This is a genomic window from Lysobacter enzymogenes (genome assembly GCF_017168095.1).
Classification (GTDB): domain Bacteria; phylum Pseudomonadota; class Gammaproteobacteria; order Xanthomonadales; family Xanthomonadaceae; genus Lysobacter; species Lysobacter enzymogenes_D.
Map to the genome: position 1 here is coordinate 24,027 of NZ_LXSD01000367.1, position 17,602 is coordinate 41,628.

General features: G+C 69.1%; 16 protein-coding genes and 2 pseudogenes. 3 read left to right on the forward strand and 15 right to left on the reverse strand.

Going from position 1 to position 17,602, the window contains the following annotated elements; all coding sequences use genetic code 11:
- Positions 1–176 precede the first annotated feature (176 nt).
- The 15 genes from A7A76_RS14740 to A7A76_RS14810 all read right to left on the reverse strand — a co-directional run bounded on the left by A7A76_RS14740 (position 177) and on the right by A7A76_RS14810 (position 15,311).
- Positions 177–1,829: a sulfite reductase subunit alpha gene (locus A7A76_RS14740; protein ID WP_206411889.1), complete on the reverse strand. Its 1,653-nt coding sequence runs from the start codon at positions 1,827–1,829 to the stop codon at positions 177–179.
- Between the two features lie 7 nt (positions 1,830–1,836).
- Positions 1,837–2,802, reverse strand: coding sequence for an FAD:protein FMN transferase (locus A7A76_RS14745; protein ID WP_206411890.1), 966 nt, complete (start codon positions 2,800–2,802; stop codon positions 1,837–1,839).
- Positions 2,803–2,951: 149 nt separating this feature from the next.
- Positions 2,952–3,767: a DUF4198 domain-containing protein gene (locus A7A76_RS14750; RefSeq protein ID WP_206411891.1), complete on the reverse strand. Its 816-nt coding sequence runs from the start codon at positions 3,765–3,767 to the stop codon at positions 2,952–2,954.
- Positions 3,768–3,932: 165 nt separating this feature from the next.
- Positions 3,933–4,448 carry a DUF2271 domain-containing protein gene (locus A7A76_RS14755; protein ID WP_206411892.1) on the reverse strand — a complete coding sequence of 172 codons (516 nt, stop codon included), beginning with the start codon at positions 4,446–4,448 and terminating at the stop codon, positions 3,933–3,935.
- Between the two features lie 31 nt (positions 4,449–4,479).
- Entirely contained in the window at positions 4,480–5,115 is a 636-nt protein-coding gene (locus A7A76_RS14760; protein ID WP_206411893.1) for a PepSY-associated TM helix domain-containing protein, read from the reverse strand.
- Positions 5,112–5,798: a Fe2+-dependent dioxygenase gene (locus A7A76_RS14765; protein ID WP_206411894.1), complete on the reverse strand. Its 687-nt coding sequence runs from the start codon at positions 5,796–5,798 to the stop codon at positions 5,112–5,114. Before A7A76_RS14765 ends, A7A76_RS14760 begins: the two co-directional genes overlap by 4 nt.
- Before the next feature lie 101 nt (positions 5,799–5,899).
- On the reverse strand, positions 5,900–8,212 hold the full coding sequence (locus A7A76_RS14770) for a TonB-dependent receptor (RefSeq protein WP_206411895.1): 2,313 nt from the start codon (positions 8,210–8,212) through the stop codon (positions 5,900–5,902).
- Between the two features lie 341 nt (positions 8,213–8,553).
- Entirely contained in the window at positions 8,554–8,880 is a 327-nt protein-coding gene (locus A7A76_RS14775) for a Rieske (2Fe-2S) protein (RefSeq protein WP_096379523.1), read from the reverse strand.
- Positions 8,881–8,966: 86 nt separating this feature from the next.
- The gene (locus tag A7A76_RS14780; protein WP_206411896.1) at positions 8,967–9,518 is read right to left on the reverse strand and encodes a GNAT family N-acetyltransferase; all 552 of its coding nucleotides are present in this window, start codon (positions 9,516–9,518) and stop codon (positions 8,967–8,969) included.
- Between the two features lie 79 nt (positions 9,519–9,597).
- The gene (locus tag A7A76_RS14785) at positions 9,598–10,839 is read right to left on the reverse strand and encodes a cysteine desulfurase (RefSeq protein WP_206411897.1); all 1,242 of its coding nucleotides are present in this window, start codon (positions 10,837–10,839) and stop codon (positions 9,598–9,600) included.
- Positions 10,840–10,949: 110 nt separating this feature from the next.
- Positions 10,950–12,245 carry a Fe-S cluster assembly protein SufD gene (gene sufD, locus A7A76_RS14790; protein ID WP_206411898.1) on the reverse strand — a complete coding sequence of 432 codons (1,296 nt, stop codon included), beginning with the start codon at positions 12,243–12,245 and terminating at the stop codon, positions 10,950–10,952.
- Between the two features lie 28 nt (positions 12,246–12,273).
- A complete protein-coding gene (sufC, locus tag A7A76_RS14795; RefSeq protein ID WP_074864005.1) occupies positions 12,274–13,038 on the reverse strand; it encodes a Fe-S cluster assembly ATPase SufC in 765 nt (254 codons plus the stop codon).
- A gap of 119 nt (positions 13,039–13,157) precedes the next feature.
- Positions 13,158–13,361 (reverse strand): hypothetical protein, encoded by a 204-nt coding sequence (locus tag A7A76_RS14800; protein WP_206411899.1) that lies wholly within the window; start codon positions 13,359–13,361, stop codon positions 13,158–13,160.
- Positions 13,358–14,833, reverse strand: coding sequence for a Fe-S cluster assembly protein SufB (gene sufB, locus A7A76_RS14805; RefSeq protein WP_206411900.1), 1,476 nt, complete (start codon positions 14,831–14,833; stop codon positions 13,358–13,360). Before sufB ends, A7A76_RS14800 begins: the two co-directional genes overlap by 4 nt.
- Positions 14,834–14,849: 16 nt before the next feature.
- Positions 14,850–15,311 carry an SUF system Fe-S cluster assembly regulator gene (locus A7A76_RS14810; protein WP_206411901.1) on the reverse strand — a complete coding sequence of 154 codons (462 nt, stop codon included), beginning with the start codon at positions 15,309–15,311 and terminating at the stop codon, positions 14,850–14,852.
- A 242-nt stretch (positions 15,312–15,553) separates the two neighbouring features.
- Here A7A76_RS14810 and A7A76_RS14815 point away from each other — a divergent pair.
- The 3 genes and pseudogenes from A7A76_RS14815 to A7A76_RS14825 form a co-directional block, all read left to right on the forward strand.
- Positions 15,554–16,018: pseudogene (locus A7A76_RS14815) on the forward strand (SET domain-containing protein); the annotation flags it as partial.
- A gap of 493 nt (positions 16,019–16,511) precedes the next feature.
- Complete coding sequence (locus tag A7A76_RS14820; RefSeq protein ID WP_206411903.1) at positions 16,512–17,297, forward strand: 3-hydroxybutyrate dehydrogenase; 786 nt, start codon at positions 16,512–16,514, stop codon at positions 17,295–17,297.
- A 104-nt stretch (positions 17,298–17,401) separates the two neighbouring features.
- A pseudogene (locus A7A76_RS14825) lies at positions 17,402–17,602 on the forward strand (hypothetical protein); the annotation flags it as partial.

Here is a 17,602-nt window from a genome sequence, read left to right on the forward strand (position 1 = left end):
ACAGGTAGCCGTCGCGGGTTTCGTTTCCGACTGTAGGAGCTGCGCGAGCTGCGACCGCGACAGTGCGGCTGCGACGAACCTTTCGTTGCGAGCGGAAATTCCGCGGTCGCGGCTCGCGCCGCTCCTACATTGGCTCGCGCCGTTACAGCGATTCTCGAGCCCTGCGTCGTTATCGGCTAATAGACATCGCGCCGATATCTTCCATCCGCCGCCATCGTCTCCAGCGCGTCGTCGCCAAGCGCCTCGCGCAGCACCGCGTCCACCGCCGGCGCCATGCCTTCCAGGCTGCCGCAGACGTAGACCGCCGCGCCGGCCGCGATCCATTCGCGGATCTCGCCGATGCGTTCGCGCAGCCGGTCCTGCACATAGATGCGCTGCGCGCCATCGCGCGAGAACGCGTAATCGCTGCGCTCGATCCGGCCGTCGGCCTGCCAGGCGTCCAGGTCGTCGCGGTAGTGCAGGTCGCAGGCCGCGTTGCGTTCGCCGAACAGCAGCCAATTGCGATGGCGGCCGGCGTCGATGCGCTCGCGCAGCAGCGCGCGCAATCCGGCCAGGCCGGTGCCGTTGCCGATCAGGATCAGCGGGCGCGCGTCGGCCGGGGCGTGGAACGAGGGATTGGAGCGGATGCGCAGGTCGATCGTGGCATCGTCGCCGGCGTATTCGGTCAGCCAGCCGCTGCCCAGGCCGAGGCGGCCGTCGTCGCGGCGCATCTGCCGCACCAGCAGGCGCAGCGCGCCGTCGGCGGGGATCGAGGCGATCGAGTATTCGCGATGCGGCAGCGCCGCCAGTCCGTCGGCCACCGCCTGCGCGCTGCGGCCGCGCGCGTCGGCGGCGACGGGCAGGCGCGAGCGCGCGAGCAATTCGGCCAACGCGATCTCGCCGTCGTCGCGGCGCACCCGCGCGGCGCCGTCGAGGCCGGCAGCGGCCAGCCACTGCGGGACTTCGTCGGGCGGGTTGCGCGGGCCGATCTCGGCGATGTCGCCGGCGCGCCACTGCAGCGCCGAACCGTCGGCCGGCAGCAACGCCAGATCGAACGCGGCGGCGCCGGCGCTGCCCGGGTTCGACACGCGCCGCTGGCTCAGGCGCCACGGCGCGTAGGCCGGCGCGCTCCAGTCGGGCAGGTCGGTGCGGCCGGCGAGCAGGCCGAGGTGATGCTGCCAGTGGCGCAGCGCCCCGGCCTCGCCGTTGTCGACTTCGACCAGATCGAACAACGGCTGCGCGCCGGCGTGGCGCAGCCAATGATCGAGACGATGGCCGAACGCGCAGTACTGCGCGTACTCGCGGTCGCCGAGCGCGAGCACGCCGTAGCCCAGCTGCGGCAGCGGCGCGGCCGCGCCCATCGTCTTGCGCACGAACGCCGCGGCGCTGTCGGGCGCGTCGCCCTCGCCGGTGGTGCTGACCACGAACAACGCGCGCCGGTACTGGCCCAGTTGCGCGGCGTCGAGCGTGCCGAGCACGGCGAGGTCGGCGCGCAGGCCGGCGTCGCGCAGCGCTTGCCAGCTGCGCCGCGCCAATTGTTCGGCGAAGCCGGTCTGGCTGGCGAAGGCGACCAACCACTCGCCGCGCCGATCGGCCTGCAGCTCGGGCAGCGCGTCGCGCCGCGCGCTGCGCTTGCGCGACACTGCCACCGCCGCGACGAAACCGACGTAGGCGGCGACCAGCGCCGCAGCCAGCCACCATTGGCCGCGCCCCGGCGCGATCCATTGCCAGCCCTCGACCTGGGTGCGCGCCGACACCACGGCGAGCGCGCACAGCGCCAGCAAGGCCATGGCGTTGCCGAGCCAGGACAGAGTGAAACGACGCGCGCGCGCGGCGGATGAAGAAATCATGCGGAAATCAGGTGGAGCGCTGCCGGGCGACGAAGCCGGGCGTGGCGCGGGAAACGAAGCCGCCGCCTTCGCGCAGCACGAACATCGCGGCGAGTCGGCGGCGGTTGGCGTAGGCGAGCCCGGCGCGCGCGCCGAGCACGGTCAGCGCGGTGGCGAGCGCATCGGCGTGCATGCAGCGTTCGTGCAGCACGGTAACCGACGCCACGGTGTGATCGATCGGTGTGCCGGTGCGCGGATCGAGGGTGTGCGAATAGCGGCGCGCGGCGCCGGCGCCGGTTTGTTCGAAATAGCGGCGATAGTCGCCGGAGGTGGCGATGGCCAGGCCGTCGAGCGCGATCACCGCGGCGGCTTCGTCCTCGCGGCCGGGTTGTTCGACCGCGACACGCCAGGCCGAGCCGTCGGGCTTGCGTCCGTGCGCGCGCAGCTCGCCGCCGACTTCGACCAGACAGTCGCCGCAGCCTTGCGCGAGCAGCCAGTCGGCGACGCGGTCGACGCCGTAGCCCTTGGCGATGGAGGACAAATCCAGGTACGCGGCGCCGGGCTGGATCAGTTCGCGCGTCGCCGCGTCGAAGCGCACGCGGCGCCAGTCGACGCGTTCGCGCGCCTGCGCCAGCGGCGCCGGCTCGGGCGCTTGCGCACGCGCGCCGGCCGGGCCGAAGCCCCACAGATCCGTCAGAGGGCCGACGGTCGGGTCGTAGGCGCCGTCGGTGTCCGCGGCCAGCGCCAGCGCCGCGGCCAGCACTTCGGCGAACGGCGCCGGCAGCGTGTGCGCGCTGCCGGCGTCGGCGCGGTTGTAGCGGCTGATGTCCGAGCCGGCTTCCCAGGTGCTCATCTGCGCGACGACTTCGTCGAGCCGCGCCTGGATGCCGCGTTCCAGATCGACCAGGGCCGCGACCGGTGCGGCGAGCTTGACCGACCAGGTCGTGCCCATGCTCAGGCCGCGCAACTCGTGCACGGCGACGGCTGCGGACATCGCCGTCGCGCTCGCGGCGAGGTTCGCCGCAGGCGTCGATGTCAAAGCGTTCGGCACCACGACTTGCGGCGTACCCGCGGCCGCGCCATGCGCGGACGCCACGGCGCCCGTCCACGACCACAGCGGCTGCGGCGCGCGCCCGGTCATGCTTACTGCGGCAGCACTTCGAACACGGCCACGTAGCTCAGCCGGCGCTGCTTGGCGTCGGCCAGCGTGGTCTTCTTGTCTTCGCTGGCGGTTTCCAGCCAGTACATGCCGGCCTGCGGCCACTTCACTTCGAACTTGCCGTCGGCGCCGGTGGTGGCGTGGATCTCGGCCTGCTCGTTGCGGTAGCGGGTCGCGCCCGGAACGATTTCGATCTTCAGGCCCGAGGCCGGCTTGCCGTCGACCAGCAGCTGGAACGTCGCCGACTCGCCGGCGAACAGATCGTTGGGATGGGTCACCGGCACCAGCTCGATGCCCTTGCCCGTGGTCTTGAACACGCCGGTGCTCGGCTTGCCGACGGTGGCGAAGGTCTCGACCCGGCCCAGGCTCTCGGAGGCTTCGACCTCGGTCGCGCCGGCCGGGATCGCGGTCTTGAACTCGCCGGCCTTGCCGCGCCAGCGCTTGGCTTCGCCGCCGAGCTTGTAGCTGGCGAACATGCCTTCGTTGTTCATCGCGATCTTGTAGGTGCCTTCCTGCTGCAACTGCAAGTCGAACACGCTGCGCAGCTTGCCGGTCGAACCGTTCTGCGCCTGCACCGCGCTGCCGTCCGGCGCGGTCACTTGCAGGCGCTCCAGCGGCAGCGGCACGTGGTTGAAGTAGAACAGGTCGTTGGACACGGCCGCATCGACCGTCATCCACGAGCCCTTCTCCGAGAACACCGTCTGCGAAGGCTGCAGCCAGGCCTTGTGGGCGTGGGCGGTGACGCTGAGGCCGAGCGCGGCGAGGGCGGTGGCGGTGGCGAGTGCGAGTTTGAAGTTCATGGTGTTAGTCCGGGAATGAAGGGAGTGATGGGAAATGGGCAATGCAGGGAGCGCCGGAGCGTGCGGAACCATCGGGAACGAATCGACGAACGAGGCAGGAAACAGGCGCAGCGACAACCCCCGCCATTCCCTTGTTTCCCCTCATTGCCTTCATTCCCCGTTCCATCACGGCTTCACCGTCACCGCGACCTTGCCCAACTCCGTCTTGCCTTGCGCCGACAGCTTCTGCGCCTTGGCCGGCCATTCGAACGGGATCGTCAGCAGCTCGCGGCCGCCGACTTCGCGCGCGGCTTCCACCACCAGGGTGTAGTTGCCCGGGGCCAGGCCGGCGAGCTGCTTGGACGCGCCCTTGAAGCTGACCGCGTGCTGGCCGACCGGACGGGTCGCGCCGCTGACGCCGTCGACCGGCATGCTCAGGGTGCGGCCGCTGCGGCGCCACCACTGGCGCATGTCCTTGAGCCACTTGGTGCCTTCGCCGTTCTTCATGTCCACGTCGTACCAGACGACGAGGTTGCTCGCCACGGTGTTGTCCGCCTTCTCGATCCAGGCGGCGACGTAGGGGCGGTGATACTCGGCCGCGTTGATGCGCGGAATTTCGATGTTGAGTTCCAGATCGGCGGCGAACGCCGGCAGCGGCAGGGTCAGCGCCGGAATCAGGATCTTGAACATGGACGGCTTCATGGAACGCTCCTGAGTGGAAACTTCGGATTCTTCAATGCATGAACAAGACGACGATCAGCAGCGGCAGCAACAGCCCCGCCGCCACCAGCGGCCAGGTCTTGCCGCGCTGGCGCGCGTGCAGCTGCAGCAGCCACAGGCCGGTCAGCGCGAACAGCAGGCAGGCGACCGCGAACAGGTCGATGAACCAGCGCCACGCGGTGCCGGTGTTGCGGCCCTTGTGCAGATCGTTGAGCCAGGCGATCCAGCCGCGGTCGGTGCGTTCGTATTCGATCGCGCCGGTTTCGCGGTCGATGCTGATCCAGGCGTCGCCGCCGGGACGCGGCAGCGACACGTAGACTTCGCCGTCGGACCACTCGCCCTTGCGCCCTTGCGCGCGCACGTCCAACGCATCGGCGAGCCAGTCGTTGACATTGCCCGGCAGCGGCGCGTCGGCCGCGCGTTCGCCCTGCAGGCTGCGCAGCAGGCTGGCCGGCAGGGTTTCCTTGAGATTGACCACGCGCGGCTTGGATTCGATCTGCGCGGCGTGGTTGAGGGTGATGCCGGTGACCGAGAACAGCAGCAGCGCGACCAGGCTCAGCGCGGCGCTGATCCAGTGCCAGCGGTGCAGGGTCTTGAGCCAGTACGCGCGGCGGTTCGGGTCGGCGCCGTTGGAAGCCGCAGCGCTCACGTCTGGCTCCAGCGGCGCAACAGGTTGTGGTAGACGCCGGTCAGCTGGACCAGCGCGGGATGCTCGGGCACGTCGGCGCTCAGGCGCCGGATCGACACGTCCAGTTCGAACATCAGACGGCGCTGCGAATCTTCCGGCAGCAGGCTCTGGATCCAGAAGAACGAGGCCGTGCGCACGCCGCGGGTCACCGGAGTGACCTTGTGCAGGCTGGTGCCCGGGTACAGCACCAGATCGCCGGCCGGCAGCTTGACGCTGTGCGAGCCGTAGGTGTCTTCGATCACCAGTTCGCCGCCGTCGTATTCCTCCGGCGCGCTGAGGAACAAGGTCGCCGACAGGTCGGTGCGCACCGCGTCCATGCCGCCGCGGCTGCGGTCGTAGCGGATCGCGTTGTCGACGTGGAAGCCGAACGATTGCCCGCCGGCGTAGCGGTTGAACAACGGCGGATACACGCGCTGCGGCAAGGCGGCGGAGAAGAAGGTGGAATTCCTCGACAGCGAGTCGAGGATCAGCGCGCCGAGCTCGCGCGCGGCCGGATCGGTTTCCGGCAATTGCGCGTTGTCCTTGGCCTTGGCCGATTGGTGGCCGGCGGTGATGCGTCCGTCGGCCCAGCCGGCTTGATCCAGGCGCGCCCGGCAGTGGGCGACCTGTTCGGCGGTGAGCACCTTGGGCACGTGCAGCAGCATGGTTACCTCGATGCGGCCGCCCGGAAGGCCCGGGCGGCGCGCGCGGCGGAGAGGCGTCGATTAGACCGTGAAGCCGGCGCCCGCCGCCACTTGGCTTGCGGTCAGAACGAGAAGTTGGCGCTCAGCACCACCTGGCGCCCGTCGCCCGGGGTGGCCCAGCCGTTGTTGCGCACGCGGGTGAAATACTCTTCGTCGGTCAGGTTGTTGACGTTGAGCTGCAGCTGCGCCTGGCGGCTGATCTTGTAGGCGACCATCGCGCGGTGGGTCCAGTAGCTGCCGTAGGTCGCCAGCGGGCCGTCGAGGTTGGTCGCGCTGTGCTGGGCCACCCAGATCTTGCCCTGGTAGGTCGCGCCGTAGCCGATCTGCCACTTCGGGCTGAGGTCGTAGGTGGTCCACAGGCTGAAGGAGTGCTCGGGCACGTTCAGCAGGCGGTCGCCGCGGGTGTAGTCCAGGCCGAGCTGCGACTGGCGGTTGGACGCGCCCTGCAGCACTTCGCTGTCGAGGAAGGCGTAGTTGGCGTAGACCGCCCAGTTGTCGGCGATCAGGCCCGACAGGCCGAGCATCACGCCGTCGACGCGCGCGCGGCCGTCGAGCTGCTGCAGGCCGGACGGGTTGAGCGGGTTGGCCGGGTCGGCGACCTTGTAGTTCTTGCGCTCGTTGCGGAACACCGAACCGGTGAAGGCCAGGCGGCCTTCCAGGAAGTCCCACTTGGTGCCGATTTCGTAGTTGACCGCGCTTTCCGGATCGACCGAGCAGGTCTCGATCGTGCACGAGCCGTTGACCGAGGCCTTCGACGGCGTCTTCGAGTTGCCGTAGGCGACGTAGACGCTGCCGTTCTCGACCGGCTTGTAGACCAGGCCGGCGCGGTACGAGAACAGGTCGTCGTTGTTCTTGAACGGCACGCCGTAGCCGGTGACGGTGCCGATCGGCAGCGCCGGCAGCGGCTGGTTGGCGGCGGTCGGCGCCTGCACCACGTTGGCGATGCTGGTCTTGCCCTCGTTGCGCTCGTAGCGCGCGCCCAGGCTCAGCTGCCACTGCTCGTTGAACTTGAGCGTGTCGAACACGTAGATCGCGCGGTTGTCGAGCTCGCCCTCGGTGCGGCCGGTGAGGGTGCGGTTGAGCGGGCCGCGGTAGAGGTGGTCCGGGTTGGCGATGTTCATCTGCGGCAGGCCCGCGAGGAACGGGTTGGTGCCGTTGGGATTGCGGAAGTCGCTGGTGACGTCGAGGTCGAATTTTTCGTGCAGGACCGAGAAGCCGGCGACCAGGTTGTGCTCGATCGCGCCGGTGTTGAAGGTCGCGGTCAGGTCGGTCTGGGTGTACAGCGTGGTGTTGCGGGTGTCGCGGCCGTAACCGCGCGGGCCGCTGGGGGTGTAGTTGCCCGGACGGGTGCTGCCGCAGGACGCGCCGGTCGGAGTGAGGTTGTTGCTCAGGCACCAGGTGCCCTGGACCGCGTCGACCAGCGAGAACTGGTCGGCCTGCTGCCAGCGGGTCAGGTTGCGCAGCTTGAAGCGCTCGTTGAAGCTGTGTTCGATCACCGAGGTAACCGCGTCGAGCTCGATTTCCTGACGGTCGATGTTGCTGTAGCCGTAGTAGTTGCCGCGGTCGATGCCCGGCAGCACGTCGCCGTTGAAGAACGGCAGGCCGTATTGCGGGGTGTTGTCGTCCTTCTGGTGCAGGTAGCTCAGGGTCCAGGAGGTGTCGCTGCCCAGGCCGAAGCCGAGCGAGGCGGCCACGCCCCAGCGCTGGTTTTCCTCGACGTCGCGGCCGGGCACGTCGTTCTGGTGCGCCATCGTGTTCAAGCGCAGCGCGGTGCCTTCGCCGAGCACGAAGTTGCTGTCGCTGGTGAAGCGCGCGTAGGCGTCGGTGCCGGCGGCGACGGAGGCCTTGTGGAACTCGTTGAGGCCGGCGGCCTTGCTGACCAGGTTGACGGTGCCGCCGACCGAGCCGGCGCCGGAGTACACCGAGTTGGCGCCGTTGACCACTTCCACCGATTCCAGGTTGAACGGATCGGTGCGGCTGTACATGCCGCTGTCGCGCACGCCGTCGACGGTGATGTCGTTGGTGGCGTCGAAGCCGCGCAGGTTGATCTTGTCGCCGAAACCGCCGCCGCCTTCGCCGGCGCCGAAGGTGATGCCCGGCAGGGTGCTGAGGATGTCCTGCAGCGACAGCAGGTTCTGGCCGTCGATGGTGTCGCGGTCGATCACGGTGATGGTCTGCGGGGTATCGCGCAGGTTCGCGGTGTACTTGCCGCTGCTGGCCTTCTGGATGCGCTGGCCGTGCACTTCCAGGCCTTCCACGTCCTTGGCCTGCGGCTCGGGAGCGGGGGCGGGCGCGGGCGCGGCGAAGCCGGGCAGGCTGATGACGAGGGCGAGCGCGCCGGCGAGCGGCGACACGACGAACTTCGTGGTCGACATGGGAATCTCTGGGGACTGGAAAGGGCGGCGGCTGGGCCGCGTCAGGCCGCGATACTAATGAGATGGATTCTCATTTGCAACGAAAATTGAACAGGGATCGGCCGCTGTAACCGTTTTCGTCGCATGAGTGTGCGTAATGCGGCCGCGAGGCGTGGCCGGCGTCGCGGTTTTGCGGTTGCCGCGGTGAGGTGTGCGGCTGCGCTTCGGCTTCGCCGGCGGCGGGCAGAAAAGCTTCGGGGCTGAAGCCCCTCCCACAAAGCTCAGGTCGGGCCTGAGCCTTGTGGGAGGGGCTTCAGCCCCGATGCCTTTGTTCCGGTTCGCGGCGCCGCTGCGCTATCGCCTCACTCGCGGTCGTCGCGCGTCCACACCCCGCCGTCCTCGACCTTGACCGGAAACTTCGCCACCGGCTCGTACGCCGGCGCGCACAGCGGCCGGCCGTCGCGCACGTCGAAGCGCGCGCCGTGCAGCACACACTCGATGCTCGCCTCCTCGCCGTCGAAGGTGCCCGAGGACAGTTCGAAATCCTCGTGCGAGCAGCGGTCTTCCAGCGCATAGTAATCGCCGTCGTAGTTGCACACGAAGATCGCGGTGTCACCGTCCCAGGCGACGGTGGATTCGCCCGGGAGCAGTTGCGAGGTGGCGCAGACGAAGACCCAGTTGTCGCTCATGGGATGGTTTCCTGGCGGTGGCGCTTGCTTGGCTCGGGGACCGGTAATCGCGAATCGCAGAGGGATCGGGACATCGCTGCGAAACGTCAGAGCGTCTTTTCCAGCACCTCGAAGCGCAGATCGTCGCGCTTGGGCTGGCCGAAGCGCTCGTCGCCGTAGGGGAAGGGCTTGAGCTTGCCGGTGCGGATGTAGCCGCGGCGCTGGTAGAAGGCGATCAGTTCGTCGCGGATGTCGATCACGGTCATGCGCATCGCCGGCAGGCGCCAGTCTTCGCGCACGATGCGCTCGGCCTCGTCGATGACCTGCTTGCCGATGCCGCCGCCCTGCAGGGTCGGCCGCACCGAGAACATGCCGAAATAGCCGGCGCCTTCCTCTTCGGCGATATGCGCGCAGGCCAGCAGCTCCGGCACGCCGTCCGGGCCGGCGCGCTCGGCGACCAGGATCACGCTGCGCTCGCGCGCCAGGCAGGCGTGGATATCGTCGGCGCCGGTGCGGCGGCCGTCGAGGAAATCGGCTTCGGTGGTCCAGCCGGCGCGGCTGGCGTCGCCGCGGTAGGCCGACTCGACCAGCGCGATCAGCGCGTCGGTGTCGGCGAGGGTGGCGTGGCGGAAAACGAGCGGGGCTGCGGCGAGGGTCATGGACGTGCGGCAGGGACGGGGGAGGCGATGGTAGTACGGAATCGGCCCGCGGCGCCGGGACGGCGCGGGCCGCGCGGGCTCAGGCCAGCAGCTTGCGCACCTTGTTCAGGGCGGCGACGAAGGCGTCGATTTCCTCGAAGGTGTTGTAGTAGGCCAGCGAGGCGCGGCAGGTCGCCGGCACGCCGAAGTGCTGCATCAGCGGGTGCGCGCAGTGGTGGCCGGAGCGGATCGCCACGCCTTCCAGGTCGAGCAGGGTGGCCAGGTCGTGGGCGTGCGCGCCGTCGATCAGGAAGCTCACCACCGCGGCCTTGCCCGGCGCGTTGCCGAAGATGCGCAGGCCCGGGACTTCGCCCAGCGCGGCGTTGAAGCGCTGCAGCAGGGCCTGTTCGCGCGCTTCGACGTTCGCCATGCCCAGCGCGGACAGGTAGTCGACCGCGGCGCCGAGCCCGGCGAAACCGGCGATGTTCGGAGTGCCGGCTTCGAAGCGGCGCGGGCCGTCGGCGAACACGGTGCCTTCGAAGCGGACTTCCTTGATCATCTCGCCGCCGCCGATGAACGGCGGCATCGCGTCGAGGTGCTCGCGCCGCGCCCACAGCGCGCCGGTGCCGGTCGGGCCGCTCATCTTGTGGCCGGTGACGGCGTAGAAGTCGCAGCCGATCGCGGCGACGTCGAGCGCCAGGTGCGGCGCCGCCTGCGAGCCGTCGATCAGGGTGGCGATGCCGCGCTTGCGCGCTTCGCGGCAGATCTCGCGCACCGGGTTGACCGTGCCGAGCACGTTGGAGACGTGGGTCAGCGCCAGCAGTTTCACTTCCGGCGTCAGCAGCGCATAGAGCTTGTCCAGGTCGAGCCGGCCGAGTTCGTCGAGCTCGGCGACCTTGATGACCGCGCCGGTGCGCTGCGCCACCAACTGCCACGGCACGATGTTGGCGTGGTGCTCCATGCGGGTGAGCACGATCGCGTCGCCGGGCTGCAGCCGCGGCAGCGCCCAGGAGTAGGCGACCAAGTTGATCGCGAATGTCGTGCCGCTGCACAGCACCAGCTCATCGCCGCGCACGTTGAGGAAGCGCGCCAGCTTGGCCCGCGCGCCCTCGTAGGCCTCGGTGGCCTCCGTGCCGAGCGTGTGCACGGCGCGGCTGACGTTGGCGTTGTGGCGGCGATAGAAATCGTCGACGGTGGCGATGACCGCGTCGGGCTTCTGCCCGGTGTTGGCCGAGTCGAAATAGATCAGCGGCTTGCCGTGGACTTCGCGGGTCAGCACCGGGAAGTCGGCGCGTACGGCGGCCCAGTCGATGGCGGGGGAGGGGGAGGGGGCGACGGTCATCGTGATCCCGGGGGGGGCGAGGAGATAGCGGATAGGAGTTAGGAGATAGCGAAAGGCGAGGGGAAACAGCTTTTCGCTATCTCCTAACTCCTATCCGCCATCTCCTGCCGTCAAGACGGCTGCAATCGTTCCAGCGCCAGATTCAGCCGCACTTCGAGCATCGCCCGCACGCCTTCGTCCTCGAGCACCGATACGGTCTCGCGGCAGAACGCGGCGGTCAGCAAGGCGCGCGCGGTTTCCGCCGGCACGCCGCGCGAGCGCAGGTAGAACAGCGCGTTGGCGTCGAGCTGGCCGACGGTGGCGCCGTGCGCGGCCTGGACTTCGTCGGCGTGGATCTCCAGCACCGGCTGGGTGTCGATCTCGGCGCCTTCGCTGAGCAGCAGGTTCTTGTTCGACAGATCGGCGTTGCTGCCGTCGGCGCCTTCGCGGATCAGGATGCCGCCGTGGAAGGCGGCGCGCGAACGGCCGGCGCCGAGGCCGCGCCAGACCAGTTCGCACTGGGTGTCGCGGCCGACGTGGTCGATCCCCAGGCGAGTGTCGAGATGGCGGCGGCCGGTGGCCAGCAGCACGCCGTTGGCGTGGACGTGCGCGCCTTCGCCATGCAGCGCGGCGTTGAGCTCGTGCCGGCTCAGCGCGGCGCCCAGTTCCAGGTCGAGTCGACGGTAGTGCGCGGCGCGCGCCAGCACCGCGTCGGTGCGCGCGATCACGGTCGCGCCCAGGGCCTCGTCCTGCACCCGCGCGTGCGACAGCTGCGCTTCGGGAGCGAGGTGGACGTGGGTGAGGCTGTTGCCGAGGTGGTTGTGGATGTCGCTGGCCAGGTGGTGCTCGACCACGGTCAGGCTCGCGCCTTCGCGCAGTTCGATCAGGTGGCGCAGATGCCAGGCGCGGTCGCCCTCGCTCGGGCTGCCGACGAATACCAGGTGCACCGCGGTGTCGGAACGCACGCCGGCGTCCGCGCGCAGCACCGCGCCTTCGTCGGCGAGCGCGGCGTTGAGGCGGGCGAACACTTCGTCGGCGCGTTCGAAGCGGCGGGCGAGGAAGTTGGCTTCGCGCGCGTCGCCGGCGGCCAGCACCTGCGACAGCGGCTGCAGGCTCACGCCGGCCGGCAGGTCGCTCAGGTCGGTGTGGGCGGCGTCGAAGCGGCCGTTGTGGAAGACGATGCGCGGCGCCGGAATGCCGGCGACCGCGGCGGCGTCGAACGCGGCCGGGGCGGCGTCGGCCGCGGCGAACGCGCGGCGTTCCAGCGCGCGCAGCGGGGTGTACTTCCAGGCTTCGGTGCGCGGACCGGGCAGGCCGTCGCGCAGCGCGGCGTCGAGCGCGGCGCGGCGGGTCTGGCCGAGGCCGGCGGCTTCGCGCGCGGGCAGCGCGTCGAAGGCGGAAGCGAAGGCGTCGAGCAGGGCGCTCATCGGCAGGTCTCCTGTGCTCGCGCCGCGGTCAAGCCGCGCTCTCCGGCGCCACCCGGTCCTTGAGCCAGGCGTAGCCGTGCGCCTCCAGCTCCAGCGCCAGTTCGGCGCCGCCGGTCTCGACGATGCGGCCGTCGGCCAGCACGTGGACCACGTCGGGCTTGATGTAGTCGAGCAGGCGCTGGTAGTGGGTGATGACCAGGAACGCGCGCTCGCTCGAACGCAGCGCGTTGACGCCGTCGGCGACCGCCTTGAGCGCGTCGATGTCCAGGCCCGAATCGGTTTCGTCGAGGATCGCCAGGCGCGGTTCGAGCAGGGCCAGCTGGAAGATCTCGTTGCGCTTCTTCTCGCCGCCGCTGAAGCCTTCGTTGACGCCGCGGTGCAGCAGCTCGTCCTTCAGGTGCAAGACGGCGAGCTTCTCGCGCACCAGCTTGAGGAACTGCATCGAGTCGAGCTCGGCCTCGCCGCGCGCCTTGCGCTGGGCGTTGAGCGCGGCGCGCAGGAAATAGGTGTTGTTCACGCCCGGGATCTCGACCGGGTACTGGAAGGCCAGGAACACGCCGGCGGCGGCGCGTTCCTCCGGCTCCAGCGCGAGCAGGTCGCGGCCGTCGAACTCGACGCTGCCGGCGGTGACCTCATAGCCCTCGCGTCCGGCCAGCACGTTGCCGAGCGTGGACTTGCCGGCGCCGTTGGGGCCCATGATGGCGTGCACCTGGCCGGGGATCAGCTCCAGGGTCAGGCCCTTGAGGATTTCCTTGCCGGCGACGGAGACGTGGAGGTTGTCGATCTTGAGCATGGCGGGATTCTTTGTGGGTTCAGTCGTCAAGCCGTTCCAGGTCCGCCAGGTCTTGCAGGCGGCCGACGGCCTTCTTGTTTTTGCGTAGGTCGACTTCGGCGATCTAGGCCAGCCAATCGTCAGGGGGCCGGGACATCGCGCAACTCCAGGACATAGGCGAAGGGCGGGTTGCCGTTCTTGAACAGCTCATTGCCTTCCCGGTGCAGGCTCAAGGTCTCCTGCAGCCGTTCTTCGGGCGGGCGCGAACGCCAATAGCGCGCCGTTCCGGCGTCTTGCTCGCCGGGTTCGACGAAACGCAGGGTGCGCACGACGCCGGCGCTCATCCGACCGAACCTTCCAGGCTCACTTCCAGCAGCTTCTTGGCCTCCACCGCGAACTCCATCGGCAGCTCGCGGAACACGCTCTTGCAGAAGCCGTCGACGATCATCGACACCGCGTCTTCCTCGCCGATGCCGCGCGAGCGGCAGTAGAACAGCTGGTCTTCGCTGATCTTGGAGGTGGTGGCCTCGTGCTCGACGGTGGCGTCGGGGCGCTTGACCTCGATATAGGGGAAGGTGTGCGCGCCGCACTTCTTGCCGATCAGCAGGCTGTCGCACTGGGTGTGGTTGCGCGCGCCGGCGGCGTTCTTTTCCACCTTGACCAGGCCGCGGTAGGTGTTCTGGCCGCGGCCGGCGCTGATGCCCTTGCTGATGATCTTCGACTTGGTGCGCTGGCCGACGTGGATCATCTTGGTGCCGGTGTCGGCCTGCTGGCGGTGGTGGGTCAGCGCGACCGAATAGAACTCGCCGACCGAATCGTCGCCCAGCAGCACGCAGGACGGGTACTTCCAGGTGATCGCCGACCCGGTCTCGACCTGGGTCCAGCTGATCTTGCTGCGCGCGCCGCGGCATTCGCCGCGCTTGGTCACGAAGTTGTAGATGCCGCCGCGGCCTTCTTCGTCGCCGGGGTACCAGTTCTGCACCGTGGAGTACTTGATCTCCGCGTCTTCCAGCGCCACCAACTCGACCACCGCGGCGTGCAGCTGGTTCTCGTCGCGCATCGGCGCGGTGCAGCCTTCAAGATAAGACACGTAGGCCTTGTCCTCGCACACGATCAAGGTGCGCTCGAACTGGCCGGTGTGGCCGGCGTTGATGCGGAAATAGGTGCTCAGCTCCATCGGGCAGCGCACGCCCTTGGGGATGAACACGAAGCTGCCGTCGGAGAACACCGCCGAGTTGAGCGCGGCGAAATAGTTGTCGCCGACCGGCACCACGCTGCCGAGATATTTCTGCACGAGTTCGGGATGCTCGCGGATCGCCTCGGACATCGAGCAGAAGATAATGCCCTTCTCGGCCAGCTCCTTGCGGAAGGTGGTGCCGACGGAGACCGAGTCGAACACCGCGTCGACCGCCACGCCGGCCAGGCGCGCGCGCTCGTGCAGCGGCACGCCGAGCTTGTCGTAGGTGTCGAGCAGCTCCTGCGGCACTTCGTCGAGCGAGTTGTACTTGGCCTTCGGCGCGCTGTAGTAGCTCAGCGCCTGGAAATCGATCGGGGCGATGTTGAGCTTGGCCCAGTGCGGCATCGGCATGGTCAGCCAATGCCGGTAGGCGGCCAGGCGCCAATCGGTCATCCACTGCGGCTCGTTCTTCTTGGCCGACAGCGCGCGCACGGTGTCCTCGTCCAGGCCCGGCGGCAGGCTGTCGGATTCGATGTCGGTGACGAAGCCGGCTTCGTAGCGACGGCCCAATTGCTCGTGAATCTCACGATTGGCGAGGTCGCCCGCCTGCGCGGGAACGGTCTTGATGTCGGTGGCCATGGCGGCTGCCTACTGTCTATGCGCCGGCCAGGCGCAGGTCGATGCGCTTGGCGGTGGCGGCGGTTTCGGTTGGAAAGGTGGGGGCGAGCATCTGCGCGAGGGTGACGCTGCTGAGCGCTTCGACCACGACGTCGTTGATCCGGCGCCAGTTGGCGCGCACGCCGCACTGGCGTTCCAGGCCGCACTGGCCCTCGTGCAGGCTGCACTCGGTCATGCCCAGCGGGCCTTCCATCGCTTCGACGATCTCGATCAGCCCGATCTCGTCGGCCGGCCGCGCCAGGCGGTAGCCGCCGTTGGCGCCGCGGAAGCCTTCGACCAGGCCGGCCTGGGCCAGCGGCTTGAGCACCTTGCTGACCGTCGGCGCTTCCAGGCCCGCGCGCTCGGCCAGTTCGGCCGCGCTGAGGACGCGGTCGTGCCGGGCCGCCAGGACGGTCAGGACGACCGTGGCGTAGTCGGTGAGCTTGGTGACGCGGAGCATCGGCGTGGGGGCGCTGAGGGCGGGCTTCGAGGGATGGGCTTTAATTCGTACCGAAATTGTACGGTTTTATCGCGGCCAGGGCCAGCCGGGGGTTTTGCCCGATTCAGCGGCCTGGGCGCGGGCGCCGGCGGGCGCGGGCGGGCGCGGGCGTTCGGGCCCGCGGGCGCGGAAAGGCGGCCGCGGCGATAGCGGCCGACCGCCCCGACGGGCGAGAATGGCCGCTCGTCATTTCGAGACTCCTCATGCCGCGCAAGATCGCCGCCCGTCGTTCAGCCATCCACGGCAACGGTGTATTCGCCGTCGCCCCGATCGCCAAGGGCGAACGCATCATCGAATACAAGGGCCGCCGCCGCACCCACGAAGAGGCCGACGCCGGCGACACCGGCGACGCCGATTCCGGCCACACCTTCCTGTTCACCCTCAACGACGAATACGTCATCGACGCCAATTACGAGGGCAACACGGCGCGCTGGATCAACCACAGCTGCTCGCCCAATTGCGAGGCGGTGCTGGCCGAGGACGAGGGCGACGACCGCCGCCAGGACCAGGTGTTCATCGAGGCGATCCGCGACATCGCCCCGGGCGAGGAGCTGTCGTACAACTACGGCATCACCCTGGCCGAGAAGCACACCAAGGAATTGAAGAAGATCTGGGAGTGCCGCTGCGGCTCGCCGGACTGCACCGGCACGATGCTGCAGCCGAAGAAGGACAAGAAGAAAAAGAAGAAGGACAAGGACAAGAAGAAAGACAAGAAGAAAAAGAAGGACAAGAAAAGCAGGAACAAGGACTGACCGATCGCGGCGAGGCGGCGCCCGCTCCCTGTAGGAGCGGCGCAAGCCGCGACCGCGCCGATGGAGGCGTCCGCGCAAGCCGGATGCCCCGGTACGCTTCGGCCGCACGACAGACCGGATGAATCGCAAGCGGCCGAGTTCGCGCCGGCGCTTCGTTTTCGCGGTCGCGGCTTGCGCCGCTCCTGCAGGGCAAGCCCTGGCCGCGGCTGGACCGGCCGATTGCGCAAACTCCCCGCGCAACTTCCCCCGCGGACGAAGGTCCGATTCCCGTAGCCCTCGCGCCGCGGGACACTGCGATGCATCCGCCGCCACGCTGCGATAACGCGGCGCGGCGACAATGGCCGCCGGTTCGCCGTCCTCGGCCCGTCTCTTTCCGCATCGTCCCGCATCGTCCAGGAGTTGAGTTCCCATGAGTTCGATCCAAGGCAAAGTCGCCGTCGTCACCGGGGCCGCGAGCGGCATCGGCAAGGAAATCGCATTCGAGCTGTCCCGCGCCGGCGCCGCCATCGCCATCGCCGACCTCAACCAGGCCGGCGCGCAGGCGGTGGCCGACGAGATTGCCGCCGCCGGCGGCCGCGCGATCGGCGTGGCCATGGACGTCACCGACGAGGCCGCGGTCAACGCCGGCATCGAGCAGGTGGTCGCACAGCTCGGCGGCATCGACATCCTGGTGTCCAACGCCGGCATCCAGATCGTCAATTCGATCGAGAACTACGCCTTCGCCGACTGGAAGAAGATGCTCGCCATCCACCTCGACGGCGCGTTCCTGACCACGAAAGCCGCGCTGCCGCACATGTACAAGGGCGACAAGGGCGGCGTGGTGATCTACATGGGCTCGGTGCACTCGCACGAGGCCTCGCCGTTGAAGTCGGCCTACGTCACCGCCAAGCACGGCCTGCTCGGCCTGTCGCGGGTGCTGGCCAAGGAAGGCGCCAAGCACAACGTGCGCAGCCACGTGGTCTGCCCGGGCTTCGTGCGCACGCCGCTGGTCGACAAGCAGATTCCCGAGCAGGCCAAGGAACTGGGCATCAGCGAGGACGAGGTGATCAAGAAGGTCATGCTCGGCAACACCGTCGACGGCGTCTTCACCACGGTCCAGGACGTGGCGCAGACGGTGCGCTTCCTGGCCGAGTTCCCGAGCGCGGCGCTGACCGGGCAGAGCTTCGTGGTCAGCCACGGCTGGTACATGCAGTAAACCACCGTGCGAGAGGGCCTTCAGGCCCGGTGCCTCCCGATCCGATGGCTGGAATGGGAACACAGGCATCGGGCCTGAAGGCCCTCCCGCGAATGGAGGCCGCCATGCCCGCTGCACGCACCCGCAAGACCGTCGCCCGCAAGTCCGCTGCCCGCCCGGCCGCCGGCGAACCGCGCGCGCCGGCCAAGCGCGATCCCACGCCGGCCGCGCCGGCGAAAAAAGACCCGCCATCGAAACAGCCCGCGCGCAAGGAACCGCCCAAGCGCAAACCGGCCGCGCCGGCCGCGCGCGCGGCGCGCGCACCG